We start from the raw sequence: 26,703 nt of genomic DNA on the forward strand, positions 1-26,703 counted from the left end.
GTACAATTATACTATAAACATCTGACAAATTTCGATATGTTTTGCTAAGGAGAGTGATAAAGAGGAGAGAATAGGGGGCAGGAAAAACCGGCCTTATTAGGGAGAAAACGCGGATCAACAGCTGCAGTCCCTAAGACATCCTTTTCTTGTTTGCTTAAGCAAGTAATCTCTTCAGCAATATAAAAAGCATATCGCCTTTCTATTTTCTAAAAAAAGCAGACCGCCTTATGCAGCCTGCCCTCATTTTTATTCTTCGCCTTCTTCTTCATCCATAAACGTATTAAACACTTCTTGAACCATATCCCACTCTGCTTCGGATTCAATTGGGAACAGCTGGCCGCCGCCCTCTTCGCCTTCTTTTTCTTCATAAATCATTGCGTCGAAAATTGGCTCTCCGTCTTCATCGTATTCACCGACAAGGCTGAACACAACATATGACTTGTTTCCGAATTCCTGTGCGTCGAATGTAAATTCGATATTACATAGAATCTCGTTGCCATCCTCGTCCACGATTGTAATTTGATTTTCTTCCATCATTTTTTCACTCCTATTGTTTGCTGTCCAAGTAGCCCTGCAAAATAACAACTGCTGCCATTTTATCGATTACCTGTTTTCTTTTTTTGCGGCTTACATCCGCCGAGATGAGGAGACGCTCTGCCGCCATCGTAGAAAGACGCTCATCCCACATAATAACCTCGATACCAAGCAATTCGCGAAGCTGCTCAGCATATTGCTGGCATGCTTCCCCGCGCGGGCCAATCGTACCGTTCATATTTTTTGGTAATCCTACTACTATTGTGTCCACATTATACTGTTTTACTAACTCTTGAACACGCTCAAATCCAAATTTATTTCGCTCTTCGTTAATTCGAATTGTTTCGATTCCTTGCGCTGTCCAGCCCATCTCGTCACTTAACGCGACACCGACGGTTTTTGTTCCAACATCTAAGCCTAGTATGCGCATGCTTAATCCTCACGATGATGCTTCAAATAAGATTTCACCAATTCTTCAATTAGCTCATCACGCTCAAGCTTTCGAATAATGCTCCGAGCATCTTTATGGCGAGGTATGTATGCAGGATCTCCGCTTAATAAATAACCAACGATTTGATTAATCGGATTATATCCCTTTTCTTGAAGTGCGTCATAAACGGTTAACAATACATCTGTTACTTGGACACTTTGCGTTTCCTCTTGGAAGGTAAACTTCATTGTTTTGTCGAACGAGTCCATACCAAGCACCTCACTTTGATAAGATAGGGAGAAGGCTTGTCTTCTCCCTATCATTGTACACTACCGAACGATTATTTTGAAACAGATTTGATGTACGCCTCAGCGCCCAATAGAGCTGCATCGACTTGCTCTGGATTTTTGCCGCCCGCCTGCGCCATGTCAGGACGGCCGCCGCCGCCGCCACCGCAGCGCGTTGCCGCTTCTTTAACAAGCTGACCGGCATGATATCCTTTTTGCACTAAGTCCTTCGTTACACCTGCCAGCAGATTCACTTTTCCCTCATTGACAGAAGCAAGCAAAATGACCGCAGAGCCAAGCTTGTTCTTCAAATCATCGACCATTGTTCGCAAATTATTCATATCCGTTGCGTTGACTTTGCTAATTAGCACTTTTACGCCTTCGATTTCACGCACTTGATCTGCTAAGTTGCCAGCTTCAATGTTGCTTAATTTCGCCGCAAGCGATTCATTTTCCTTTTGCAGTTGCTTAAGCTCTGCAAATAATCCTTCCACGCGCGCTAAAATATCCTTTGGATTTGCTTTTAGCTTACCGGCAGCTTCCTTTAAGAGCCCTACTTGATTGTTCATTAACTCATAAGCGGCTTTGCCGGTTACTGCTTCAATCCGTCGCGTACCCGCTCCGATGCCGGACTCGGATACAATTTTGAAAATACCGATGCTAGCCGTGTTTTCAACATGGCAGCCGCCGCAAAGCTCCAGGCTATAATCTCCAACGCGAACAACGCGGACCACATCGCCGTATTTCTCGCCAAAGAGCGCCATCGCCCCCATTGCCTTTGCTTCATCGAGCGCCTTCTGAGAAATTTCCACAGAAATACTATCCCAAATTTTCTCGTTCACAATACGCTCAATCTGCTCAAGCTCCTCTGGCTGCACTTGGCCAAAGTGCGAGAAGTCAAAACGAAGACGCTCTGCCGTCACAAGAGATCCCGCCTGGTTAACATGCAATCCTAGAACATCCTTTAACGCCTGGTGCAATAAATGCGTTGCTGTATGATTCTTAATAATGCGCGCGCGATTTGCTTGATCAATCGTCGCTTGTACCTGTGCATTTGCTGCTAAAGTACCTTCCTCCACAACAATCTTGTGAAGGTGTTGGCCATTCGGGGCCTTTTGCACATCTTTCACGAAAGCCTTCACGCCATTAGCTGTTAAGTAGCCATGGTCGGCAATTTGGCCGCCGCTCTCTGCGTAAAACGGAGTAATGTCTAGAACAACCTGTGCTTCTTCACCTGCTTGTACCTCATCGACAAATTGTCCATTTTGAACGAGAGCAATTACCCTGCTGTTTGTCTCAAAATCACCATAGCCAACAAAAAGACTTGGTGTTTTTAGTTCTCCTAATACGCCGCCTTGTACCTGCATAGAATCCACATCTTGACGAGCTGCTCGCGCGCGTTCACGCTGCTTTTCCATCTCTACCTCGAAGCCATCATGATCAACTGTCATACCTGCTTCTTCTGCGTACTCCTCTGTTAATTCAATTGGGAAGCCATACGTATCGTACAAACGGAACGCATCCTCACCTGCAATCACATCGCTTCCTGCCGCTTTTGCTTTTGCAATCACATCAGCAAGAATCGCTTCTCCTTCATGCAGTGTTTCGTGGAAGCGTTCTTCCTCGTTCTTAATAACGCGTTGGATAAATTCTGTTTTCTCTTTTACTTCCGGATAGAAATCCTGCATGATTTCCGCTACTGTCGGTACAAGCTCATACATAAATGGACGGTTCACATTCAATTTCTTTGCATAGCGCACCGCACGGCGAAGCAAACGACGAAGTACGTAGCCGCGGCCTTCGTTAGAAGGAAGTGCACCATCTCCAACAGCAAAGGCTACAGTACGGATATGGTCCGCGATAACCTTAAACGCCGTGTCCTTTTCTAAGTCGCCTGCGCGATATTTCTCTCCGGAAATCGCCTCAGTTGCCTCAATAATCGGCATAAACAGATCTGTATCAAAGTTTGTCGGTACATCCTGTACAACAGACACCATCCGCTCTAAGCCCATGCCTGTATCAATGTTTTTCTTCGGAAGCGGCGTATATGTACCGTCTGGATTATGATTGAACTGGGAGAATACCAGATTCCATACTTCAAGATAGCGTTCGTTCTCTCCGCCTGGGTACAATTCCGGGTCTTCCGGATCGTTGCCATATGCTTCGCCGCGATCATAGAAGATTTCCGTATTCGGCCCGCTTGGTCCCTCTCCAATATCCCAGAAGTTCCCTTCTAAACGTACAATACGCTCAGCTGGAATACCGATTTTTTCATTCCAAAGCTTGAATGCTTCCTCGTCCTCTGGATGAATTGTAACGGAAAGACGCTCTGGATCAAAGCCGATCCATCTCTCGCTCGTTAAAAACTCCCATGCCCACGTAATCGCTTCTTCCTTGAAATAGTCACCGATCGAAAAATTTCCAAGCATTTCAAAAAATGTATGGTGACGGGCGGTTTTCCCAACGTTTTCAATATCATTTGTACGAATTGATTTTTGCGCGTTCGTAATACGCGGATTCTCTGGAATCACGCGTCCATCGAAATACTTCTTTAGTGTTGCGACACCGCTATTAATCCATAGCAATGACGGATCATCATGCGGAACTAAGGATGCACTCGGCTCAACGGAGTGTCCTTTTTCTTGGAAAAAGTCCAAATACATTTGGCGAATTTCTGAACCTTTCAGTTTTTTCATTACTACATCCTCCTTTATAAAAACAAACAAAAAACTCCCGTCCCCTATTGCAGGGACGAGAGTATACTCGCGTTACCACCCTGATTACGGACAAAAGCATCCGTCACCTTAAGCTGCCGTAACGTGGCAATACGTCAGGAATTAACTGCTCTCCGGATTAGCGTTCAGCTGCCCTTCATGTAAAACCTCTCTCAGCCTCGGGGGTTTCTCTCTGATACACGGTCTGCAGCATACTCGATCCATCATAGAATTGTGTTATGCACTTGTGAAAAAGTATAGCGAATTCGTAAAACAATGTCAACGCTTCCCCCACACCGGCTTTACATGAATCGCAATTGCCCGAATAACGGCAAGTACCGGCACAGCTAAAAGAAGCCCTGCAAGGCCAGCCGTTTCTCCTCCCGCAAGAAGCGCCAACATAATAACAACTGGGTGCATACGCAGCGACTTCCCAACAATATACGGGGATAGAATATTGCTTTCCACAAACTGCAGCACAAGCAGCGCAATCACTGCTTTTATTACCATACTCACAGATATGGTAGCCGCCACAATAACAGTTGGCACTGCGCCCAAAATAGGACCAAAGTACGGGATAATGTCGGTGATTCCGATAATAATCCCTAACAAAAGCGGATATTTTAAACCAACAATCCAAAGCGCCAGCGAAGATAATGCTGCTAAAACGGTGCAGACAAATAGCTGCCCTCGTATATAATTGCCAAGGGACTCATCGATTGATTTCACAAGCTGCTGCCCATCTTTGCGCCATTTCATCGGTACGAGCCTCCAAAACAAATGATATAGCTCGCCGTAATCCTTTAATATGTAAAAAACAATAAACGGAACCAAGACAATAATCAAGAGTGAGTCTAAGACCCCTCGCGCCGTGCTCATCATTCGATTAACTAAATCTTGCAGCTTTGCTTCTACTCCCAAAACTGCATGTCTCAGTCTCTCTCCAATAAACTGGGGAAAGCTTGAGATTTTTTTCTGCATGCCATCCGTCCATGATTCGTACATTTTCATAAACTCCGGAAAATTTCGATTCATGTCCTGCAGTTGGGAAATCGCAATCGGAATAGCTTTATATACACCATATCCGATTCCGCCAAAAAACAAAACATAAATAAGTAAAATAGCAATAGTCCGCGGCATCCCTTGCGCATGAAGCTTTTCGATGAGAGGATGCAGCAAATACGCGATAAAATATGCAATTAAAAAAGGTGTTAATACCAACTTTAGAATATCTAAAATCGGGAGCCATATAGGCTTTATCTTATAAAAAACAAATACGCATAAAAAAAGAAGCAATAACAGCGCCAAACGATAAATCCAAATCATTTTTAAGTTTTTCAACGGCAATCCCTCCGCTGCTACTTATTGTGCGAAGGAAGAATATCGTTTATACACGAAAGCGGTTATAACTCACTGTAAAGAACATCATTGATACAAAACGACTCTGTATCGAGAAAACCCCGCTTGCTCAGCGGGGACTTCATTTATACATAGGATTTAACAATCTTGCGTACTCTGTTTATATTTCTCCGTGACAGCATATTGTTTCTACGAGCATAGCTGTAGGCTGCCGCCCCTAAGCCAATTGCAATAAGCGATGATCCAATTCTCAAGCTACTCACCCCTCTTAACTAATTGTGCGCTCCTCTTCATTGAACAAGTCATCCAACGAGCTTAACGATCCGTCCTCCTCCACCTGATGCGTGAAGATTTTCCCTTTAGATACGGACAGTTCAATATAGCAATTCCAGCAATAAAATTGGTTTACCCCGATTTTGCCGAGGTCCTTTCCTTTGCAGTTTGGACATTTGAACATGGCGATTTCTCTCCTTGCGTTCCCTGAATTCTATTACGCCATTATGCCCAAAGCTGCAGAATTTATACGCTAAAAAAGCTATATGGATATAAAGGACATACCTTTATATGTACGTATAGTATGGATTTCCTTACATAAAATCATAAGGCGAAAGATTTTCCTCGTCTTCCTCCACCATTTCGCCCTGCGGCAAGAAGCGATCCTTCAGCTTATGACAAAGCGTAGTCTGCCTTGATGCATCATCGGTACGGTTCACACCTGAACGAAACGCGTCTTCTTCACCGCATAGGATGAGAAACTTTTTGCTTCTCGTAATCGCCGTATAAATTAAATTTCGGCGCAGCATACGGAAATAACTCTTTACAACAGGAAGGATAACAATCGGAAATTCACTGCCTTGCGATTTATGAATCGAACAGCAATATGCATGCGTAAACTGGGAAAAATCCGGCTTTGTATACGTCACTTCAATGCCGTCAAACGAAATGACAACCATATCCTGCTTCTCAACGTTCTCCTTTGCATAAAAGACGGAAACAATCTCGCCAATATCGCCGTTAAACACCTGGCTCTCCGGCTGATTCACAAGCTGCAGTACCTTATCCCCAACGCGGTATACAACATCCCCATAAGCAATTTCCTTCTTTTTCCCGCTCTTTGGATTAAACACCTCTTGCAATGCTGCATTGAGGGCATTAATCCCCGCTGGACCACGGTACATCGGAGCAAGCACCTGTACATCACGGGCGCTGAAACCTTTCGTTTTGGCGTTTTCACATACTTGTTTAACGACTTCAACAATTTGTGTGCCGCTGCATGTCAAAAAGGAGCGGTCTCCCTGTGCCTTTACAACATCAGGCGGAACTTGTCCCTTTTTAATGCTATGGGCTAATTGGATAACGGACGATCCTTCTGCTTGCCGATAAATCTCGGTTAGGCGCACAGTCGGAATGAGCTCTGCCTCAAGCAAATCCTTGAGTACCTGACCTGGCCCAACAGACGGCAGCTGATCCTCGTCCCCAACGATAATTACCTGCATATTGGCAGGAAGCGCCTTAAACAGTTGATTAGCTAACCAAATATCGACCATGGAAAACTCGTCAATAATGAGGAGCTTCCCCTGCACAGGGTCATGTTCATCACGCTGAAACGTCCCTTCCGGCGTCCAGCCGAGCAGTCGATGAATCGTCGAAGCAGGCAAGGAGGTTGATTCGCTCATCCGCTTTGCCGCTCTTCCTGTCGGTGCAGCTAATAAAATGGGAAACGGATTTTTTTCTCCATAATCTTTTACGTTCAGCGATAGACCATGAAGTGCTGCATACATTTCAACGATTCCTTTTATGACCGTTGTTTTCCCCGTCCCTGGTCCCCCGGTCAAAATCATCATACGATGATGAATACCTGTTTGCACCGCTTCTTTTTGCCGGGGCGCATACTGTACATCTAGACGTTCTTCAATCGTGCCAAGCTGCAGCAAAAACTCCGACTCCGGAAACTGCTCTACCTCTTCGTCTTGATGAAGCAGACGAAAAATCGAAGTAACAAGTCCTTTTTCTGCATAATACAAGGAAGCTAGGTAAATGCGGCCATCTTCTACAACAACCTTTTCCTCCTCGCTTAGCTTCGCAAGGCACGCTAGTATATCTTCATCAGAAACTGCTGACTCCCTGGCATTTAACAGCTTCTTCGTTTGTTCAATGAGCTGATCTGCGGTCATATAGGCGTGCCCCTCCTGCAGGGATACATGTTCAAGTGTATACAAGCAGCCCGCACGAATTCGGTCTGGATGATTGCCATGAATGCCGAATGCCCTTCCGATCTCGTCTGCGCGTCCAAAGCCGATTCCTTCAACAGCTTCGATGAGCTGATATGGATTGTTTCGAATGACCTCAAGTGTTTGTTCCCGGTACGTTTGATAAATTTTAATGCTTAGCCGCGTCCCAAAGCCGTATCCGCTCAGAAAGCTCATCACCTTTTCTAGTCCTTGGTGCTCAACAATTGTGTAGTATACTTCATTTGCTTTTTCCTTTGGCAAAATCCCCTCTAAAACAGCTGCATTATCCAGAATTTTAGAAATGGCCGCCTCCCCGAGCTGATCGACAATGCGCTCTGCCGTTTTCTTACCGATTCCTTTAAACAAATCGCTCGATAAATATTGGATAATGCCAGTTTTCGTCTGCGGCAGCTCCTTTTTAAACGTCTCTACCTGATACTGCAGACCGTGTCTCGGGTGATCCTTAAAGCGTCCCTGCACGGTGAAAACTTCATCCTCATGCATACGGGGGAAATATCCCGTCACAATGACCTCTTTTTCCTCGTATGCTTCATTCGTATCAAGAATTTTCATGCGAACGATAGAATACATATTTTCCTCATTATGGAAAATCGTATGAAGCGTTTGAGCTTTTATATACTTCTGCTCTTCTTCAAACAAGTCCATACTGTTTTGCACGGAGCTGCCCCCTTTTTTACTCTTCTGTTTCCATCAGCCTAATACCGTTCCCAGCCAAAAAATGATCCGGCTGAATCTCTACAGCCTTCTTGAACATTTCTAGTGCTTTTTCAGCATTTTCCTCAAACACATATGCAACACCGAGATTATAATACGCATCGGCATGATCCGGGTCGAGTGCAACTGCTTTCTCAAACATCGGCTTGGCTTCCTTCACATACTCAAGCCGCGCTAAGCATAAACCATATTGAAACACAGCCTCCGCATCCGTTTCATTCAATTCCGTGGCCCGCTGTAAGTATGGAAGAGCCAGCCTATCATTTCCAAGCTGAACGCATGAAAAGCCGAGCATAAAATAAGCATCGCCTGTTTCTAAACCATTTTGTACTGCTTTGTCAAACATCTCTCTCGCTTGTTTATACTGCTCCTGCTCATAATATACATTTCCAAGTCCATAATAGGCCGCTGCGAGTTTGTCATCTAGCTCGATAGCCCGTTTATAAAAAGAAACCGCACGCTCCTGTTCACCAAGTACATCGAGCAAATTCCCAAAGTTTACATATCCAAGTCCATCGGTTGGATTTTCGTCTATGTACTCCGTTAAGAGCTTCGCCGCTTCCTCCCAGTTTTGCTCTTGCATATATTGAATGCCTTGCTCTAGCTTTGTCATCCTGCCACCTCGTTATCAAAAGTTTCTTCTTCTTCCATCATAGAAGAAACCTCAGCCTATGAAAAGGCTGAGGTCTCTGCGATTATGCTAAATACGAAAGTTTTTCACCGTTTCGGTACACTTCATCAATTGTGCCGCCGCCTAAGCATTCTTCACCATCATAAAACACCACGGCTTGTCCTGGTGTAATCGCACGGATCGGCTCGTCGCACACGATACGGACCACACCGTCATCCATCAAGTGAACCGTAACCGCATTATCGGCCTGACGATAGCGGAACTTCGCTGTACATCTGAACTCCTTTTGCTTTGGCATATCGCTTACCCAGCTCATATTGACTGCGATTACTTCATCGCCATACAGCAGCTCGTTATGAAAGCCTTGGCCAACGTACAGTACATTGTCCTGTAGGTTTTTGCCGACAACGAACCAAGGATCGCCATCGCCGCCAATCCCTAGACCGTGACGTTGGCCGATAGTATAATACATCAGACCATCATGCTTACCCTTTACTTGACCATCTAATGTTCGCATCTCACCTGGCTGCGCTGGTAAGTAATTGCTTAAAAATTCCTTGAAGTTACGCTCACCGATAAAGCAAATGCCTGTGCTATCCTTTTTTGCTGCGGTAGCAAGACCTGCCTCCTGCGCAATTTTACGAATCTCTGGCTTGTTGTAGCCGCCAAGCGGGAACATCGTTTTAGATAGCTGCTCCTGACCGAGCTGATTTAAGAAATAGGTTTGATCCTTGTTTTCATCAACGCCGCGCAGCATTTTATACTCACCGTCGCGATATTCCACGCGCGCATAGTGGCCTGTTGCTACGTAGTCAGCTCCAAGCGCTAATGCATGCTCTAAAAACGCCTTAAACTTAATTTCCTTATTACACATCACATCCGGGTTCGGCGTGCGCCCCGCGCGATATTCATCTAAGAAATACGTAAATACCTTGTCCCAATATTGCTTTTCAAAATTGACCGCATAGTACGGAATCCCGATTTGATTACATACTTGAATGACATCGTTGTAATCCTCAGTTGCCGTACAAACGCCATTTTCATCCGTGTCATCCCAGTTCTTCATAAAAATGCCGATTACATCATAGCCCTGCTGCTTTAAAAGCAGAGCTGCAACCGAAGAATCAACGCCGCCGGACATCCCAATGACAACGCGTGTGTCGTGAGGTAATTTGTTCATCTTCATCACCTCCGCTGTTTAAATTTGCGCCAACCGCTTCACGATTTTCGCTGTTTCGTAAGCCGCTTTTTCTATCTGCTCAGCACTGTTGCCGAGACCGAAGCTAAAGCGGATTGATGAACGTATTGTATCGGATTGTTTGCCAAACATCGCCACGAGCACATGCGACGGATCAATGGAACCAGCCGTACAAGCAGAACCGCTAGAGACGGCAATGCCCGCTAAATCTAAATTTACAAGAAAAGGCTCGACATTCATTCCTTTGAAACTCACGTTCAGCACATGCGGCAAGCTTTGTTCCAAACCCCCGTTTACCTCAAATATAATGCCTTCCTCATGAAAGACAGATATCATTATATCCTTAAATGAACGATATTGCTGCACTTTTTGCTCACGCGCACCTTCCGCAAGCAATACAGCACGGTGCAGACCAACAATACCGGGCACATTCTCTGTTCCAGCGCGGCGCTTTCGTTCCTGCTCTCCGCCTAAGGCAAGCGGTGCAAACTTGACATTTTGACCAGCATATAAAAAGCCGACTCCCTTTGGCCCATTTATTTTATGAGCGGAAATGGAGAGAAGATCAATGCCGAGCTCTTTTACATTGATAGATAAAAGACCATACGCCTGCACAGCATCCGTATGAAAATAGGCATGATGACTGCGAAGCAGCTCTCCGATTTCCTGAATCGGCTGAATGGCTCCTACTTCATTATTGCCAAACATAACCGTAACAAGAATCGTTTCATCCGTGAGTGCCTGCCTCATATCATCCATGCTGATGCGCCCCTTCTCGTTAACCGGCAGATATGTTACACGGAAGCCTTCTCTTTCAAGCTGCTTGCATGTATGTAGCACAGCATGATGCTCAACTGCAGTTGTAATAATATGATTTCCGCGAGATCGATTCGCTCTCGCTGCACCAAGCAAGGCAAGGTTATCTGCCTCTGTTCCGCCTGATGTAAAAATAATTTCATTTGGCTGAGCACCGATGCTTTTTGCACAAGCGCGACGAGCTTCATCAACCGCATGCCGGCTTTGCCGTCCATAATAGTGGATGCTTGACGGATTGCCGAAGATTTCTGTCATATAGGGAAGCATGCTCTCTACAACCTCCGGATGCGTCGGCGATGTTGCTGCATGATCTAAGTAAATACGCTCCATGTCATCCCTCCTTTCCTCAGTGTTTCACACCCTGTTAAATATAAAACATATAGCCGCCTGTATTTTCTTGATCGTATCGTACTAAGTCTTCTAGCGTTGTACTATCTAACACTTCCTGAACAGCATCGCGAATACGTGTCCATAGCTGACGCTGCGCAGGTGCTTCCTCATCAATCATTTCCACGACGCTAATCGGTCCTTCCAGCACGCGAATGACATCTCCTGCCGTAATATTTGACGGTTGATCTGATAGCACATAGCCGCCATAAGCACCGCGCGTGCTTTTTACAAGGCGCGCATTACGCAGCGGAGAAATAAGCTGTTCTAGATAATGCTCGGATAAATCATGCGTCTGTGCAATAGACTTTAAGGAAATGGGACCTTCTCCGTACTTCTTTGCCAGTTCAATCATAATTGTTAAGCCATAACGACCCTTTGTAGAAATTTTCATATCATTCACCTCTTTCCAGCCTTATTTATATAAGAAAGATCGAAAATCTCAAGTCAGGAAAATTATATCATAAAATAAGACGACAAAGCATTTCAAGTACTTATATGAAAATGATGCAAACTACAAGTCAGTTTATATTCCCGTTCATTTCTCCTTCATTTCCCGCAGTTTTAAGTAAATCGTACCAAGTGTTTTCTCCTTATCTGCTTCTTTTGGATAGTAGTATTGCCGGCCCTTTAGTTCATCCGGTAAGTATTATTGATTCACCCAGCCTCCAAAGATGCCTAAATGGAGCACACCGTCTGCATCGCTGCCTCTTATACTTTTTTGAAGATCAGATAACACATTGTAATGGACGTAGCCGCCTTTACCATGGGAAAATCCCTTATGAGCCAAAAATTTCCGTATCATATAAAAACAGTCATCCATCAATCTGTCCAACCTTATACATCTTTATAAGATTCTCTAATTATTACAAAGTCATGAAAATTCTCCAAAAAAATCTCAACTAGAGTTGGGTCAAAATGTCTTCCCTTTTCTCTTTTGAGAAATTCAATTATTTTTTCCATTTCCCATGCCTTTTTATAAACTCTATCAGTACCTAAGGCATCAAAAACATCAGATATGGCTGTAATTCTCCCATATAAAGGGATCTCCTCTCCTTTTAAACCTTTGGGATAACCGCTGCCATCATATTTTTCATGATGAGTTAAAGCTATTATAGCTGCTGTTTCCAATAGCTTTCTGTTTGAATGCTTTAACATTTGATACCCGATTGTTGTATGGGTTTTCATAATTTCAAATTCTTCTTTTGTTAATTTTCCAGGTTTATTTAAAATAGAATCGGGAATACCTACCTTTCCAATATCATGTAAGGAAGATGAAACTTTTATTAACTCTGCCTCTTCCTTTGATAAACCGTATTTTAATGCCAACAGTTTAGAAAATTCAGCTACACGTCTTACATGGTTGCCCGTTAGCATAAAAGCAGCCCACCAGCATTAAGCTAGTGAGCCAATTCATTTCTCTTTCATGTCTCGTAACTTTAAATAAATGTTACCTAGCGTCTTCTCTTTACCAGCCTCTTTTGGATAATAATATTGTCGGTTCTTTAGCTCGTCTGGCAAGTATTGTTGATTTACCCAACCGCCAAAACTGCCTAACGGATGGTCATGCGGATAGACATATCCGGTGCCGTGTCCCAACGTCTTCGCACCGCCATAATGAGCGTCTTTTAAATGGGCTGGAATATCGTAATAAGCACCCTTCCGAACGTCTTCCAACGCTTTGTCTATCGCAAGGTAACTTGAGTTCGACTTCGCTGACAGGCACATTTCAACTACGATGTTTGAAAGGATAATACGAGCTTCGGGGAAACCGACTGCTTTGCTGGCTTCACAAGCCAGATACGTCTTATGTCCCATATCGGATGCCAGTCCGCAGTCCTCATATGCAATTACAATCAACCTTCGGCATATGCTCGTTAAATCTCCAGCTTCAATAAGGCGAGCTAAGTAATGGAGTGCAGCATCTACATCACTGCCCCTTATTGATTTTTGAAGACCAGATAACACATTGTAATGAGCGGAACCGTCTTTATCATGGGAAAATCCCTTATGAGTCAAAAACTCCCGTATCATATCATTACTGATATGATATGTACCGTTTTCTATTTCAGCCCCATACACAACATCCTCTAGTATATTTAATGCAGCCCTGACATCTCCATTTGTGCCATTCGCAATTATTTCCAATTGCGTTTCTGTAATCTCAATAGACAGTCTCCCTAATCCTCGTTCCGCATCTTCCAGCGCTCTCTTTAACACCTTGAGAATATCAGAAGAGACGAGAGGCTTTAACTGTTTAATCTGATTACATCGACTTCTTATGGCAGGGTTTACGTCATGGAAGGGATTCTCAGTCGTTGCCCCAATCAATGTAACGAGCCCACTCTCCACATGTGAAAGAAGATAGTCTTGCTGGGCTTTATTGAATCGGTGGATTTCATCAAGAAAGAGGATCATACCATCATACATTTTCGCTTCGCTTACAATTTCTTCAATATCTTTTTTTCCTGCCGTTGTTGCATTAAGAGCAACAAAATGTTTCTTGGCGGAACCCGCAATGGCATATGCTAGCGATGTTTTGCCGATGCCCGGCTCGCCGTATAACAACATGGAAGGGACATGCCCTTGTTGAATCATGCGATAAAACGCAGTATTTGGACCCACCATATGACCTTGTCCAACTATTTCATCTAATGTTCTAGGTCTCATGCGATACGCTAAGGGTTCAGTATGAAACACGATATGCTCTATCCCCTTTCACTTTTGTACTGGAAAGCTATTCATACATGAAAGCTGTTAATCAAATCATATCATAGGAAAAGAGAATAAGGGGATAGAACAGAACCAGCAGCTGCACGCACTAATATTTTTGAACATATAATATAGATTTCTTTTTTTTCCACTCTGCCAGTAACACCTCTGAATATTTACGAATCCCTTTTTTATGAAGCTCGTGTTGCAGCCATGCTTCATCCATACCGCTTTGTTTTAAGTTTTCCTTCAATAATCTCCCATCACTAATGAAAGTAATAGGCAAGCAGGGCGGCTGATTGGGCATTTTGTGATCAGCTTTTGTTGGAGCGGCATAGTCTGATTTTTTCAAAATACTCAGCGAGCCATCTGTCTCTAAAATGGCATACTCCACCTCACTCACGGAAAATGCATCTTTTGTACGCAGCAAATGCTGAAGCTGACTCAAATCTAAACGTTGCTTCTTTAACTCCTTGTAGCAAATCTTTCCTTCATGAATGACAATAGCGGGGCTCCCCTCTAACAATGTTCGCAGCCGAAAGCTCTTTTGCGTGGTAACCTGCACTATATATACTAAAAATCCCCAAAAAAAGATAGTAAATATAATTTGTATTATTTTAATATCGTCGTTATAGAGAGCATTTCCAATAAGGTCACCTAACACAAGAGCCGAAATAAAGTCAAATAACGTAATTTGTGTAATGGTCATCTTCCCTAATAATTTTGTAATAATAAATAAACTAATATAACCAACTAGCAATTCCACAGCCGTATGTACAAATATCATGTTTCCTCCTCCTATCGCACGTTAGTATTATTAGAATTTTACATATGTACCAATTTTATGAAAAAGGGGTTAAAAATCTTTCCCGAATCTAGTGACATCAGGTACCCTTGCTATAGAACAAGTCGGATTCCTAACTGATACATATAGAAGTCTCCTAGGAGTGCTATAGATAACGTGAATTCTTTTAAACTGTGTATAAAATACAAGAGTGCGGGAAACATAATCAAAAAACATCCGTTATGTGGAGGTTTTACTATGAAAACGCGTCAAGATGCATGGACATCAGAAGATGATTTACTGCTTGCCGAAACTGTGCTTCGGCATATTAGAGAAGGCAGCACACAGCTAAAGGCGTTTGATGAGGTAGGAGATAAGTTAAATCGCACCTCTGCCGCCTGCGGCTTTCGTTGGAACGCAGAAGTACGGCAAAACTATGAGGAAGCGGTGCAAATCGCTAAGCGGCAGCGCAAGGAAATGAAACGGGCACTAGCTAATCAACCGCAAAGCATAGTTGCAGCGCAGCCATCGCGTACGCCTCAGCTTGTCATTGATGCAGAGTTTTCAGAGGAATTACTGCCATCGAAGCAGACTTCTCTATCAATGGACGATGTAATTACGTATTTACGCAGCTATCAGCAGCAAACTGCTGATACTACGAAGCTACAGGCAGAAAATCAAATATTACGGCGACAAAATGAAGAGCTAAAGCAGCAAAATGAAACATTAGAAAAACGACTACAAAAACTCATGCAACAACAGGATGCGGTGCAGGAAGACTATCAAACACTCGTCCGTATTATGGATCGAGCGCGTAAGCTTGTACTGTTTGACGAGCCTGAGGATCGAATGGCGCCTATTTTCAAGATGGATAAAAACGGTAACTTGGACATTATTTCAAAATAAAGAAAAAGGGCTAACCGAAAAGTCACGCAATTGTCTTTCGATTAGCCCTTTCTCTTCTTATGCTATTCCTGCCCTACCCGCTCTACTTTCACACCCTTCAGTCTCTCGCGTACAACATAGCTTGCCGTAATGAGACCAGCAACAGACGGTACAAATGCATTTGAGGAAGGCGGCATTTTCGCCTTGCGAATCTTCGTCGTATCATCCGGCACAATCTCCTGACGTATCTCTTCTCGAATGACAATAGGACTTTCGTCCGAGAACACAACCTTCACGCCCTTTTTAATCCCCTCTTTACGAAGCCTTGTGCGCACGACCTTTGCAATTGGGTCAGTATGCGTTTTGGAAATATCCGCAATTTGAAAGCGCGTTGGATCCATTTTATTCGCTGCCCCCATGCTTGAGATGATTGGAATTTTCCGGCGCAGGCATTGCTTGATAAGATGAATCTTATAAGAAATCGTGTCAGATGCATCAATGACAAAATCAAGACCGTATGAGAAAAACTGTTCGTACGTTTCATCTGTGTAAAACATACGCAGCGCATGCACTTCACATTCCGGGTTGATATCGGCAATTCGCGCCTTCATTAAATCGACCTTTGGCTGTCCAACTGTTGATAACAGCGCATGCACCTGACGATTAACGTTTGTAATATCTACAACGTCTTTATCGACAAGAACAAGACGGCCAACGCCGGAACGCGCCAACGCCTCCGCGGCAAAGGAACCAACTCCTCCGATACCCAATATACCAACCGTTGTATTTTTTAATATCTCTAACCCTTCTTTTCCGAAGGCAAGCTCGTTGCGTGAAAATTGATGCAGCATGTTACACACTCCTATTGAAAAAATCATTCCTTATGTATTCTACCGATTTTTCAATTCTTTGAATAGAAAAATTCTATATATGTCCTCAAAAAAATCCTATGTGGGCTTAGTATACCCACATAGGATTCTTCTCATAGCCTATTACTTCAGCTTCAACTGTAAATGAAGCTCGTTTAATTGCGCTGTAGCTACCTCACCCGGTGCATCTGTTAACAAGCAGCTTGCGCTTGCTGTTTTCGGGAATGCAATCGTATCACGAAGGTTTGTGCGGCCTGCAAGCAGCATGACTAAGCGGTCTAATCCTAACGCGATTCCGCCGTGCGGAGGTGTGCCGTATTCAAATGCTTCAAGCAAGAAGCCAAATTGCTCCTGCGCTTCCTCCTGCGTAAAGCCAAGCATTTGGAACATTTTTTCTTGCACATCGCGCTCGTAAATACGAAGGGAACCGCCGCCAAGTTCATAACCATTGAGCACAAGGTCATATGCCTGCGCGCGTACCTTGCCTGGGTCGCTGTCAAGAAGCGGAAGGTCTTCGCGTACCGGCATCGTAAACGGATGGTGCGCCGCAAAGTAACGTCCTGCCTCCTCATCAAACTCAAGAAGCGGCCAATCTGTGATCCAAAGGAAGTTAAATTTACTTTCATCGATTAAGCCAAGCTCTTTTCCTAACTTCAAGCGAAGCGCTCCTAAGCTGTCAGCTACGATGCTTTTCTTGTCGCCTACGAAGAAGAATATATCGCCCACTTCTCCTTCTAGCAATTGAATCATTGTCGTACTTTCCTCTTCATTGAAGAATTTTGCTATTGGTCCCACCAAGCCGCTCTCTTCTACCTTCAGCCATGCAAGACCCTTTGCACCGTAAATTTTCACAAAGTCTGTTAACGCATCAATATCTTTACGGGAATATTTATCAGCTGCACCTTTTGCATTCAATGCTTTTACTTGTCCGCCGCCTTGTACTGCACCCGAAAACACCTTAAATCCGCAGTTGGCTGCAAATTCCGATAGATCTGTTAACTCTAAAGCAAAGCGTGTATCCGGCTTGTCTGAGCCAAATCGATCCATTGCCTCGTTGTATGTCATACGCGGGAATGGCGTTTGAATATCAAGGCCCTTCGCCTCTTTCATCACAAGCGTCATCATTTGTTCCATCATACCAAGAAGCTCATCCTGCGTTAAGAAGGACATTTCGATATCGACCTGTGTAAACTCAGGCTGACGATCCGCACGCAAATCTTCGTCACGGAAGCAGCGTGCCACTTGATAATAACGTTCAAAGCCGCCTACCATCAGAAGCTGCTTAAAGATTTGCGGCGATTGCGGCAATGCGTAAAACTCGCCTGGATGCACACGGCTTGGCACTAAATAGTCACGCGCTCCCTCTGGCGTGCTTTTCGTTAAAATTGGCGTTTCTACATCAAGAAAGCCTTCTTTGTCTAGGAAATTACGTATCGTTGTTGTTACACGATGACGCATTTTAAGCGTCTCAAACATAACCGGACGGCGCAGGTCAAGGTAGCGGTATTTTAAACGTACATCCTCCGCTACATCTACTTGATCAGAGATGGCAAACGGTGGTGTTTTTGCGCTATTTAATACATTTAACTCTGTAACCTTTACTTCAATCCTGCCTGTCTCTAGATTAGGATTGATTGTTTCCGGATCACGCTCTACAACAAGACCTTTTACATCTAAAACATATTCATTACGCACCGCATCCGCAAGAAGAAGTGCTTCCTTTGAGCTTTCTGGTGTAAACACGATTTGCACAATTCCCGTGCGGTCGCGCAAATCGATAAAAATCAAATCACCGAAGTCTCTGCGTTTTTGTACCCAGCCCTTTAACTGTACTTGCTTGCCAACATCCTGTAATGTTACTTCTCCGCAATAATGCGTTCTTTCAGACATCCCATTCTCCTCCTATAATACCTTTTCTGCTACATACGAAACAAATGTATCGAGAGCGGCTTCCTCTTGTTCGCCGGTGCTCATATCCTTAATGTTAATCACGCTGCGCTCGAGCTCATTTTCGCCAAGCACCGCCACATATTTCGCCTGAACACGGTCAGCTGCCTTAAATTGCGCTTTTACTTTGCGATCAAGATAATCCTTCTCGGCCGTTACACCAGCCTTCCGCAGTTCAAACACAAGCTTTGCTGCATAGTCCTTTGCTTGTTCCCCAAGCGCCACCACATAGCAATCGATGCTTTGCGAAACAGGCAGCGTAATGCCCTCTGCCTCAAGCGCCATCAACAAACGCTCAATGCTTAGCGCAAAGCCAATCCCTGGTGTTTCCGGGCCGCCAATATCCTGAACAAGACCATTGTAGCGCCCGCCGCCGCTTAATGTTGTAATGGCGCCGAAGCCCTCTGCCTCGCTCATAATCTCGAATACTGTATGCTGATAGTAATCTAAGCCTCGCACAAGATTCGGGTCCTGTTCAAACGGAATATTCATCATTGTCAGAAGCTGCTGCACCTTTTCATAGTATTGCTGCGAGCCTTCGTTTAAGTATTCCGTGATGGACGGCGCCGTACTCATCAATTCATGGCCGCGATCCTTTTTGCAATCTAATATACGGAGCGGGTTCTTTTCTAGACGAGACTGACAATCTGAGCAAAACTCATGAATGCGCGGCGCAAAGTGATTCACTAACGCCTCGCGATGTGCTTTTCTGCTCTCTTGGTCGCCTAGGGAATTGAGCACAAGCTTTACATGCTGTAAGCCCAAACCTTTATAAAACTCCATCGCAAGTGCGATCACCTCTGCATCAATCGCAGGGTCATTGCTTCCAAGCGCTTCAATCCCGAACTGCACAAACTGACGGTAACGGCCTGATTGCGGTCTTTCGTAGCGGAACATTGGTCCGATATAAAACAGCTTTGTTGGCTGCGCTGCATCGCCATACATTTTATGCTCCACGTACGAGCGCACAACTGCTGCTGTGCCCTCTGGGCGCAGCGTCAGGCTTCTCTCGCCTCGGTCCGTGAATGTATACATTTCCTTTTGAACGATGTCTGTCGTATCTCCCACGCCGCGCAGGAATAATTCCGTGTGCTCAAAAATTGGAGTACGAATTTCTTTATAATTATAACGGCGGCAAATCTCTCGCGCTTGCGCTTCAATATATTGCCACAGCTCGACCATACCGGGAAGAATGTCTTGCGTTCCTCTTGGAATTTGAATCGACATGCTGTTAGTCCTCCTATTTTCAAAATAAAAAAGACCCCCATCCCTACATAACGTAGGGACGAGAGTCTTATACCCGTGGTGCCACCCTAATTGAAGCTTTTACGCTTCCACTTTTTGTTAACGCCTCAAACGTTCATCTCCTACTGAGCCCTCAGCTGTTCAGAGTGAAACCTACGGAGTGTTCTTTCAATAAGTCATCATGAGAAATGCTTCCAGCCAAGGCATTCCCTCTCTGTTCATGTGTACTCTTATCTACTTTTCTCCATCATCGGTTTTTCCATATGTAGTTATGAAAAATTCAATTTGTTTATAAATATACGTGTTCTCGTGTGCTATTGTCAAGACCCTTAGCGACGGTCCAAATGCTTCTTCAACTTTTTTACGTCCTGTAAGGAGACACCAAATTCCGAAGCAAGCTCCATGGAAATTGTATTTTGCTCCTTGGAAACAAAATCCTGGAAATTCATGTGCAGCATTTGATTCGCACTATTTGCCGCGTTCCTCCCGCTTTCATTCATGCGCATATTGTTTTTCTCCTTTTTCGTGGGTTTTCTTCTTTCAGTTTACCCACGAAAAAGGGGAATTTATCCCTTAAATAAGGAAAAATGGGCACCGCCTATTTTGTTGGCGAAAGTGGATAGTCTCGGCACGCATAAGGAAAATTCTTCTATTTACTTTCCACAATCAGCGTAACCGGTCCATCATTGAGAAGACGCACGTCCATCATAGCGCCGAATACACCTGTCTCCACATGCAGGCCTTGCTTACGAAGCTCCTCGTTAAAGGCCTCATACATAAGCTGCGCATGCTCCGGTCTTGCTGCTTCCATAAAATTCGGGCGGCGCCCCTTTTTGCAATCTCCGTATAATGTAAATTGCGAGACTGACAAGATTTGACCGCCAATGTCACGAACAGATACGTTCATTTTCCCGCTCTCGTCCTCGAAAATACGCAAATTTGCAATCTTCTCAGCAATATAGGCACCGTCCGCTTCTGTATCATCATGTGCGACACCAACAAGCAGCATCAAGCCGAAGGGAATTTGTCCAACAACTTCACCGTCTACCGTTACGGAAGCTTCCTTTGATCTTTGTACTACTACTCTCATGCTACATACTCCTTTAATGCATCAATCTTCGCACTGCATACACATCGCGCACCTGCTTAATACGCTCCACAATCTTTTGCAGGTGATTTACGTTATGAATGGAAATGGACATATGAATGATTGCCATTTTATTGCGATCGCTCCGTCCTGAGACAGCGGAGATGTTTGTTTTCATTTCGTTTACCGCTTGCAGCACTTCATTTAAAAGCCCTCTTCTGTCAAAGCCTGAAATCTCAAGGTCAACATTATATTCGAGCTCCCTCTCCGGACTGATTTCCCATTCTACCTCAAGCAGCCGGTCCTTCGCCTCATCCGTCTGCGTATTTACACAGTCCGCTCGATGAACCGACACACCGCGTCCCTTCGTAATATAACCGATAATATCGTCTCCCGGCACTGGATTACAGCATTTTGATAAACGGATAAGAAGATTGTCCACCCCGCTTACCTTGATACCTGTATCACGGCGCTTAATCTTCATCGGCTGCGTTTTCACATCAGCCATCGCATCATGCAAAAGCTGCCCCTCTTCCTTCTTCTTACGGAATTTATCAGTTAGACGCGTAACAATTTGTGCTGCAGTAATGCCGTTATACCCTACAGCTGCATACATTTCTTCTTCGTTCGGAAAATTGAATTTTTCGGCAACCCGCTTTAGATTTTCAGGGCTAAGTACTTCCCTCATATCGTAATCGAAGCTTCTGAGCTCCTTTTCAATCAATTCTTTCCCTTTTTCAACATTCTCATCGCGGCGCTGCTTCTTGAAAAATTGACGGATTTTATTTTTCGCATGTGACGTTTGCGCAAGCTTCACCCAGTCCTGACTTGGACCATACGAGTGCTTGGACGTCATAATTTCGATAATATCACCAGTTTTCAGCTTATAATCGAGCGGAACCATCTTTCCATTTACCTTCGCGCCAATTGTTTTGTTACCGATTTCTGAGTGAATACGATATGCAAAATCGATTGGCACCGATCCGAGCGGCAATTCAAGCACATCCCCTTTTGGCGTAAATACGAATACCATATCCGAGAAAAGGTCGAGCTTTAACGATTCCATAAACTCCTCAGCATTGGATGCATCCTTTTGCCATTCTAAAATTTGCGGGAACCAAGACAGCTTTTTCCCAAGCGTCTCATGATCAGCCTGAAGCGTTTTTCCTTCCTTGTATGCCCAATGTGCTGCAATTCCGAATTCCGCTATTTCATGCATTTCCTTTGTCCGGATTTGCACCTCAAGCGGATCACCCTTCGGCCCGATAACTGTCGTATGAAGTGATTGATAGAAGTTTGCCTTTGGCATCGCAATATAATCCTTAAACCTTCCGGGCATCGGCTTCCAGCACGTATGAATAATCCCCAGCACTGCATAGCAATCTTTAATGCTATTTACAATTACACGAACCGCAAGCAAATCATAAATCTCATTAAACTGCTTATTCTGCATAACCATCTTGCGATAGATGCTGTAAATATGCTTTGGGCGTCCAGAGATTTCCGCGATAATCGTAACATCGCGGAGCTTTTCGCGGATTTCATCCATAACCTCGCCTAAATACTCTTCTCGTTCAGCTCGCTTGCGCTTCATTAAATTAACGATCCGGTAATACTGCTGTGGGTTTAAGTAACGAAGGGATGTATCCTCAAGCTCCCATTTAATCGTACTGATCCCAAGGCGGTGTGCGAGCGGCGCGAAAATCTCTAATGTTTCGTTAGCGATACGCTGCTGCTTCTCCTGCGGTAAATGCTTCAGCGTGCGCATATTATGCAAGCGGTCAGCCAGTTTAATTAAAATTACACGCATATCTTGCGCCATGGCAACGAACATTTTGCGGTGATTTTCTGCCTGCTGCTCCTCCTGTGACTTATATTTAATTTTACCGAGCTTGGTAACGCCGTCTACAAGCATCGCAATCTCTTTTGTAAACGCACGTTCCATATCCTCCAATGTTACATTTGTATCCTCTACAACATCGTGCAAAAAGCCTGCAGATACAGTTGCCGGGTCCATCCTTAAATCTACGAGAATGCCTGCCACCTGAATAGGATGAATAATGTACGGCTCCCCTGATTTACGATATTGCTCACGATGAGCTTCCCGAGCAAACTCATATGCGCGCTCCACGATTCCCAAATCCTGACCGCTTAAATATTGAGCAGCCTTGTGCAGCACTTGTTCAGCCGTTAGCACTTGTTCATTCGCCATGGAATCACCTTTATAAATATAGATTATTATTTTTAACAAAAGCGGAATCGGCCTGATTTGCTCGCGAAGGTCTTTCCTCCATAGCGAAGCAGGCCGATGAAGCTAGACAACGCCCCAAAAAGTTATACTTTCTTGTTTCTAAGGAAAAGCGCAAGCGCCCTGCTTATCCTGACAGACAAACAACCCGCATACAACATGCGCGGCTTTAGCGAAGGCTATTCACCGCAGCAGACTATGTGTTCCTCACCATGGAAGGCGCTTTTTCCTTTGCATAGGAAGAAGTATTTTGCGGGTAGAAGCCAGATATCTTGGAAAAGCTTCTCAGCTCTAATCTACTAAAAAGAATTATTCTATATTGTAACATTATAACTCACTTGTTGAAACATGTGAAAATCAAGAGGATAGTAAATCCTTCCTACACCTTCTTATATAGAAAAAGGAGGTGACCTAAAAGGGGGAACCTATCCCCTGTTAAGCCACCTCGCGAAAGGAACTTTCATACTGCGTGGTACAAGCAAGGACTTTTGTAACGGTTCTCCTCGCATTTCCTTCTCTCTATTTATAGAAGCAGACACAAACCGCTATCCAATTAATATTGCATCAATGCCAATACGTCGTAGCCTTCTAGTTTATTGCGGCCATCTAAGTACGTAAGCTCGACAAGGAACGCGATTCCGGCTACTACGCCGCCCAGCTCTTCAACAAGCTTAATCGTTGCTTCAATTGTTCCGCCTGTCGCAAGTAAATCATCTGTGATGAGAACGCGCTGCCCAGGCTGAATTGCATCTTTATGAATGGTTAATACGTCTTTGCCATATTCTTTTCCGTATTCTACCTTTACCACTTCACGCGGAAGCTTGCCTTCCTTACGAACTGGCGCAAAACCAATTCCAAGGGCATAAGCAACAGGGCAGCCGATGATAAAGCCGCGTGCCTCCGGTCCGACGATTAGGTCGATTTCCTTTTCCTTCGCAAATGCAACAATCGCATCTGTTGCTGCCTTGTACGCTTCACCATCATTCATTAAAGGGGAAATGTCCTTAAACACAATCCCTTCCTTCGGATAGTCAGGGACGATTGCGATATACTTCTTAAGATCCATAGTAAGCCTCCTTGTGTACAAAAGAACCGTTTCGAATCGTTTCCAGCACTTCTTTTAACTGCTGATAAGCAGAATACACCAATTCTTTTTCCACTTGTAATTGTTCAAATTTCTTGCGATATGTTTTAGACTCTGTTAAGTCACGTTTCCCGGTCAAATGAGATAGAAAAATGACACCATCTTTTATTTTAACAAATTCCAGCTCAAAAAACACCTGTGCCATAAAATTTACTGTATCTTTTGACCAGCCTTTGTAGCGGCATAGCTCCTCCCCATGCTGCGCAAGAGAAAATGGAGACTTTTGCCGCAGAAAAGCGTAGAACCACTTAAAATGGTCGCGGGTTGGAACCGTGCTAAACGTATGATCCGCCTCACTGAGCAGCACTGCATAAATACGGGCCGGAAAACCACAGGCCAGCACATCACGCAGCTGCTCAAGCGAGGACGGTAAATCTAAGAGAACAACATATTGCTCTTGTAAAATGCCTGACTGAATGTCAGGTGCATGAGCATATATAGCATAGCGCGCATATTCCTGCGGCAGCTTTTCCAAGACCGCTTCATTAAAGTACACGATTTTAAGACGCTTGCGAGGCAGCGTTGCAAGCTGCTTCTCAAACCCGCGCAGGCTGCGCCAGTCGAATAATTGCCACTCTGTAATCGCAATATCTTGAATCATGACTTGCGGCTTTCGAAAATTATTCCATTCATTAATAGACAGCTCTCCAATAACAGAAACGCGTGCCGTAGGCGAAATTTGTTCCGCCAACGCACCTAAGCCGAAGCCAATACCATCCAGGCAAGTTTGGCCATTTGTAAACATGACCTTTAAATGAGAACCGTCCGAACCGATCGGTTTCACGCTCTCAAGCGCTACATTCTCCAGTTGGATACGCGGCTTCGGATTGCCGACCCCAAACGGTGCAAGCTGCTGCATCTCCTCTATTGCAGGTAACGTAATATCCTCAAGGCGACACACCGCATCAACAGTCTTAATCGGAATCAAATCCTGCTTTGAAAGCTGCTTCGCCGCCAGTTCATTGAGCCGTTTTCTTAACTCGTCTACATCATCCATATGGAGCGTCATCCCCGCCGCCATTGTATGTCCGCCAAAGTGCGGCAAAATGTCACGGCAATCAGATAAGTTGGCGAACAAATCAAAGCCTTCAATGCTGCGAGCTGATCCTTTTGCAATTTTCTTCACGCTGTCGATGCCAAGAATAATGGTCGGCCGGTAAAAGCGTTCTACAAGCCGGGAGGCGACAATACCGATGACGCCAACATTCCATCCTTCTTTTGCTAGAACAAGTACACGGTTTGTTTCAGGAGGATAGTGCTCCTCTACCATCTGAATGGCCTCTGCTGCAATTTCCTGCACGATATCCTGACGAAGCTTATTTAAGCTATCAATCTCTTGCGCGAGCTCCAACGCTTCCTCCATATCCTCTGATAGGAGAAGGTGAACCGCCGGAGCTGCGTCCTCTAGCCGGCCGACTGCATTAATGCGAGGAGCGATTGAGAACCCAACGCTTTCTTCATTCGCCGCATGCTGCTGCACATTGGACACCCGAAATAAAGCAAGCAAGCCAGGACGTTTCGTTTGCTGCAGTTTTTCCAAACCGCGAATCGCAAGCAAACGGTTTTCATCATGAAGCGGAACAAGATCGGCAATTGTGCCAATCACCACAATGTCCAGCAAATGCTCAGGCACCTTCCCAAGCAAGGCATGCGCTACCTTAAATGCAACCCCAACACCAGCCAATTCCCCGAACGGATACGCACTTCCCTTAAGTCTTGGATGAATAATTGCGTACGCATCCGGAATCTCCGGCGGCGGCTCATGGTGATCAGTAATAATTAAATCTATACCAAGCTCCTTTGCAAGCTTTGCCTCATTCACAGCGGAAATACCCGTATCAACTGTAATAATTAACGAGAAGCCAGCTTGCTGCGCCCAACGAAACGCCCCCTCATTTGGTCCGTACCCTTCTGTAAATCGGTTTGGAATATAAAACTCCACATCAGCGCCCAACTCAAGGAGCGCAAGCATTAAAACTGTTGTGCTGCTAACACCGTCAGCATCATAATCGCCATATACAAGAATTTGCTCCCCGTTTTGAATGGCTGTGTGAATTCTCATTACAGCCCGATCCATATCTTTGAGCAGGAATGGGTCGTAAAATGAATGCCGCTCACTATGTAGAAAGTTTGTAATCTCTTCTTCTGTATGAAGTCCTCTATGAACTAATAAAGAGGTAACAATTGGCGATAGCTGCAGTGTATGCGATAGCTGCTGAGCTAGCTCCTCGTTCCCTCTCATGTGCTTCCAACGCGTTTTCGGTTGTAACAACGAAATCACCCCTCAATTCATTCATTATACTAAACGCGCTATAAGGTGACAACGAAATGTCACGCAGCGTTTCCTGATGCAGATTGATTCTGGTTGTAATAAAGAAAACCCGCCGATTGGCGAGCCATTAGGCGAAGACAGAGACGTAGCTGCACTTTACCCCTAAAATTTCCTACTGCGTTGAATGG

Annotated in this window: 25 protein-coding genes and 2 other annotated features; of the genes, 1 reads left to right on the forward strand and 24 read right to left on the reverse strand. The window is 44.5% G+C overall.

All coding sequences use genetic code 11. The features are described from left to right. Positions 1 to 246 precede the first annotated feature (246 nt). From AC6HZ4_RS22315 to AC6HZ4_RS22390, 16 genes are all read right to left on the reverse strand, one after another. A complete protein-coding gene (locus AC6HZ4_RS22315) occupies positions 247 to 534 on the reverse strand; it encodes a DUF1292 domain-containing protein (protein ID WP_497495805.1) in 288 nt (95 codons plus the stop codon). A 13-nt stretch (positions 535 to 547) separates the two neighbouring features. Next, on the reverse strand, positions 548 to 964 hold the full coding sequence (ruvX, locus tag AC6HZ4_RS22320; protein WP_497491996.1) for a Holliday junction resolvase RuvX: 417 nt from the start codon (positions 962 to 964) through the stop codon (positions 548 to 550). A 2-nt stretch (positions 965 to 966) separates the two neighbouring features. Then, positions 967 to 1,233, reverse strand: coding sequence for an IreB family regulatory phosphoprotein (locus AC6HZ4_RS22325; protein ID WP_497491997.1), 267 nt, complete (start codon positions 1,231 to 1,233; stop codon positions 967 to 969). Between the two features lie 71 nt (positions 1,234 to 1,304). After that, positions 1,305 to 3,947 (reverse strand): alanine--tRNA ligase, encoded by a 2,643-nt coding sequence (alaS, locus tag AC6HZ4_RS22330; RefSeq protein ID WP_497491999.1) that lies wholly within the window; start codon positions 3,945 to 3,947, stop codon positions 1,305 to 1,307. Positions 3,948 to 3,995: 48 nt separating this feature from the next. Further along, positions 3,996 to 4,202, reverse strand: a binding site (T-box leader). Between the two features lie 42 nt (positions 4,203 to 4,244). Continuing rightward, positions 4,245 to 5,291, reverse strand: a complete 1,047-nt coding sequence (locus AC6HZ4_RS22335; protein ID WP_497495806.1) for an AI-2E family transporter — start codon at positions 5,289 to 5,291, stop codon at positions 4,245 to 4,247. A 158-nt stretch (positions 5,292 to 5,449) separates the two neighbouring features. Further along, the gene (locus AC6HZ4_RS22340; RefSeq protein WP_497492000.1) at positions 5,450 to 5,578 is read right to left on the reverse strand and encodes a DUF3918 family protein; all 129 of its coding nucleotides are present in this window, start codon (positions 5,576 to 5,578) and stop codon (positions 5,450 to 5,452) included. Between the two features lie 14 nt (positions 5,579 to 5,592). Further along, complete coding sequence (locus tag AC6HZ4_RS22345) at positions 5,593 to 5,781, reverse strand: YrzR-like zinc ribbon domain (protein WP_129731181.1); 189 nt, start codon at positions 5,779 to 5,781, stop codon at positions 5,593 to 5,595. A gap of 130 nt (positions 5,782 to 5,911) precedes the next feature. Then, the gene (gene recD2 / locus AC6HZ4_RS22350; RefSeq protein ID WP_497495807.1) at positions 5,912 to 8,221 is read right to left on the reverse strand and encodes an SF1B family DNA helicase RecD2; all 2,310 of its coding nucleotides are present in this window, start codon (positions 8,219 to 8,221) and stop codon (positions 5,912 to 5,914) included. A 28-nt stretch (positions 8,222 to 8,249) separates the two neighbouring features. Next, a complete protein-coding gene (locus AC6HZ4_RS22355) occupies positions 8,250 to 8,903 on the reverse strand; it encodes a tetratricopeptide repeat protein (RefSeq protein ID WP_497492001.1) in 654 nt (217 codons plus the stop codon). 82 nt (positions 8,904 to 8,985) lie between these two features. Beyond that, entirely contained in the window at positions 8,986 to 10,101 is a 1,116-nt protein-coding gene (mnmA, locus tag AC6HZ4_RS22360) for a tRNA 2-thiouridine(34) synthase MnmA (RefSeq protein WP_497492003.1), read from the reverse strand. A gap of 18 nt (positions 10,102 to 10,119) precedes the next feature. Continuing rightward, complete coding sequence (locus AC6HZ4_RS22365; protein WP_497492005.1) at positions 10,120 to 11,265, reverse strand: cysteine desulfurase family protein; 1,146 nt, start codon at positions 11,263 to 11,265, stop codon at positions 10,120 to 10,122. Positions 11,266 to 11,299: 34 nt separating this feature from the next. Then, complete coding sequence (gene cymR, locus AC6HZ4_RS22370) at positions 11,300 to 11,716, reverse strand: cysteine metabolism transcriptional regulator CymR (RefSeq protein ID WP_497492006.1); 417 nt, start codon at positions 11,714 to 11,716, stop codon at positions 11,300 to 11,302. A 255-nt stretch (positions 11,717 to 11,971) separates the two neighbouring features. Next, positions 11,972 to 12,127, reverse strand: a complete 156-nt coding sequence (locus AC6HZ4_RS22375) for a hypothetical protein (protein WP_497492007.1) — start codon at positions 12,125 to 12,127, stop codon at positions 11,972 to 11,974. Positions 12,128 to 12,159: 32 nt separating this feature from the next. Beyond that, a complete protein-coding gene (locus tag AC6HZ4_RS22380; RefSeq protein ID WP_497492008.1) occupies positions 12,160 to 12,699 on the reverse strand; it encodes an HD-GYP domain-containing protein in 540 nt (179 codons plus the stop codon). Between the two features lie 36 nt (positions 12,700 to 12,735). Next, positions 12,736 to 13,992 (reverse strand): replication-associated recombination protein A, encoded by a 1,257-nt coding sequence (locus AC6HZ4_RS22385; RefSeq protein ID WP_497495809.1) that lies wholly within the window; start codon positions 13,990 to 13,992, stop codon positions 12,736 to 12,738. Positions 13,993 to 14,143: 151 nt separating this feature from the next. After that, positions 14,144 to 14,821 (reverse strand): DUF421 domain-containing protein, encoded by a 678-nt coding sequence (locus AC6HZ4_RS22390; RefSeq protein ID WP_497492009.1) that lies wholly within the window; start codon positions 14,819 to 14,821, stop codon positions 14,144 to 14,146. A gap of 255 nt (positions 14,822 to 15,076) precedes the next feature. On the opposite strand from AC6HZ4_RS22390, the gene AC6HZ4_RS22395 reads away from it, so the two are divergent. Further along, on the forward strand, positions 15,077 to 15,724 hold the full coding sequence (locus AC6HZ4_RS22395; protein WP_497492011.1) for an RsfA family transcriptional regulator: 648 nt from the start codon (positions 15,077 to 15,079) through the stop codon (positions 15,722 to 15,724). 62 nt (positions 15,725 to 15,786) lie between these two features. On the opposite strand, the gene AC6HZ4_RS22400 is transcribed toward AC6HZ4_RS22395, so the two are convergent. From AC6HZ4_RS22400 to recJ, 8 genes are all read right to left on the reverse strand, one after another. Further along, positions 15,787 to 16,554: a tRNA threonylcarbamoyladenosine dehydratase gene (locus tag AC6HZ4_RS22400; protein WP_497492012.1), complete on the reverse strand. Its 768-nt coding sequence runs from the start codon at positions 16,552 to 16,554 to the stop codon at positions 15,787 to 15,789. A gap of 141 nt (positions 16,555 to 16,695) precedes the next feature. Continuing rightward, positions 16,696 to 18,462: an aspartate--tRNA ligase gene (gene aspS, locus AC6HZ4_RS22405; RefSeq protein ID WP_497492013.1), complete on the reverse strand. Its 1,767-nt coding sequence runs from the start codon at positions 18,460 to 18,462 to the stop codon at positions 16,696 to 16,698. 12 nt (positions 18,463 to 18,474) lie between these two features. Further along, on the reverse strand, positions 18,475 to 19,746 hold the full coding sequence (gene hisS, locus AC6HZ4_RS22410) for a histidine--tRNA ligase (RefSeq protein WP_497492014.1): 1,272 nt from the start codon (positions 19,744 to 19,746) through the stop codon (positions 18,475 to 18,477). Between the two features lie 51 nt (positions 19,747 to 19,797). Beyond that, positions 19,798 to 20,024, reverse strand: a binding site (T-box leader). Between the two features lie 69 nt (positions 20,025 to 20,093). Then, positions 20,094 to 20,270: a hypothetical protein gene (locus tag AC6HZ4_RS22415; protein ID WP_497492015.1), complete on the reverse strand. Its 177-nt coding sequence runs from the start codon at positions 20,268 to 20,270 to the stop codon at positions 20,094 to 20,096. Positions 20,271 to 20,413: 143 nt separating this feature from the next. After that, positions 20,414 to 20,854: a D-aminoacyl-tRNA deacylase gene (gene dtd, locus AC6HZ4_RS22420; RefSeq protein ID WP_497492016.1), complete on the reverse strand. Its 441-nt coding sequence runs from the start codon at positions 20,852 to 20,854 to the stop codon at positions 20,414 to 20,416. A gap of 13 nt (positions 20,855 to 20,867) precedes the next feature. Further along, the gene (locus AC6HZ4_RS22425) at positions 20,868 to 23,063 is read right to left on the reverse strand and encodes a RelA/SpoT family protein (protein ID WP_497492017.1); all 2,196 of its coding nucleotides are present in this window, start codon (positions 23,061 to 23,063) and stop codon (positions 20,868 to 20,870) included. A gap of 589 nt (positions 23,064 to 23,652) precedes the next feature. Then, a complete protein-coding gene (locus tag AC6HZ4_RS22430) occupies positions 23,653 to 24,165 on the reverse strand; it encodes an adenine phosphoribosyltransferase (RefSeq protein WP_497492018.1) in 513 nt (170 codons plus the stop codon). Next, positions 24,155 to 26,515, reverse strand: a complete 2,361-nt coding sequence (recJ, locus tag AC6HZ4_RS22435) for a single-stranded-DNA-specific exonuclease RecJ (RefSeq protein ID WP_497492019.1) — start codon at positions 26,513 to 26,515, stop codon at positions 24,155 to 24,157. The genes AC6HZ4_RS22430 and recJ overlap by 11 nt, the downstream gene beginning before the upstream one ends. Between the last annotated feature and the right edge of the window lie 188 nt (positions 26,516 to 26,703).

The sequence above is a fragment of the Ectobacillus sp. OTK genome (assembly GCF_059698935.1).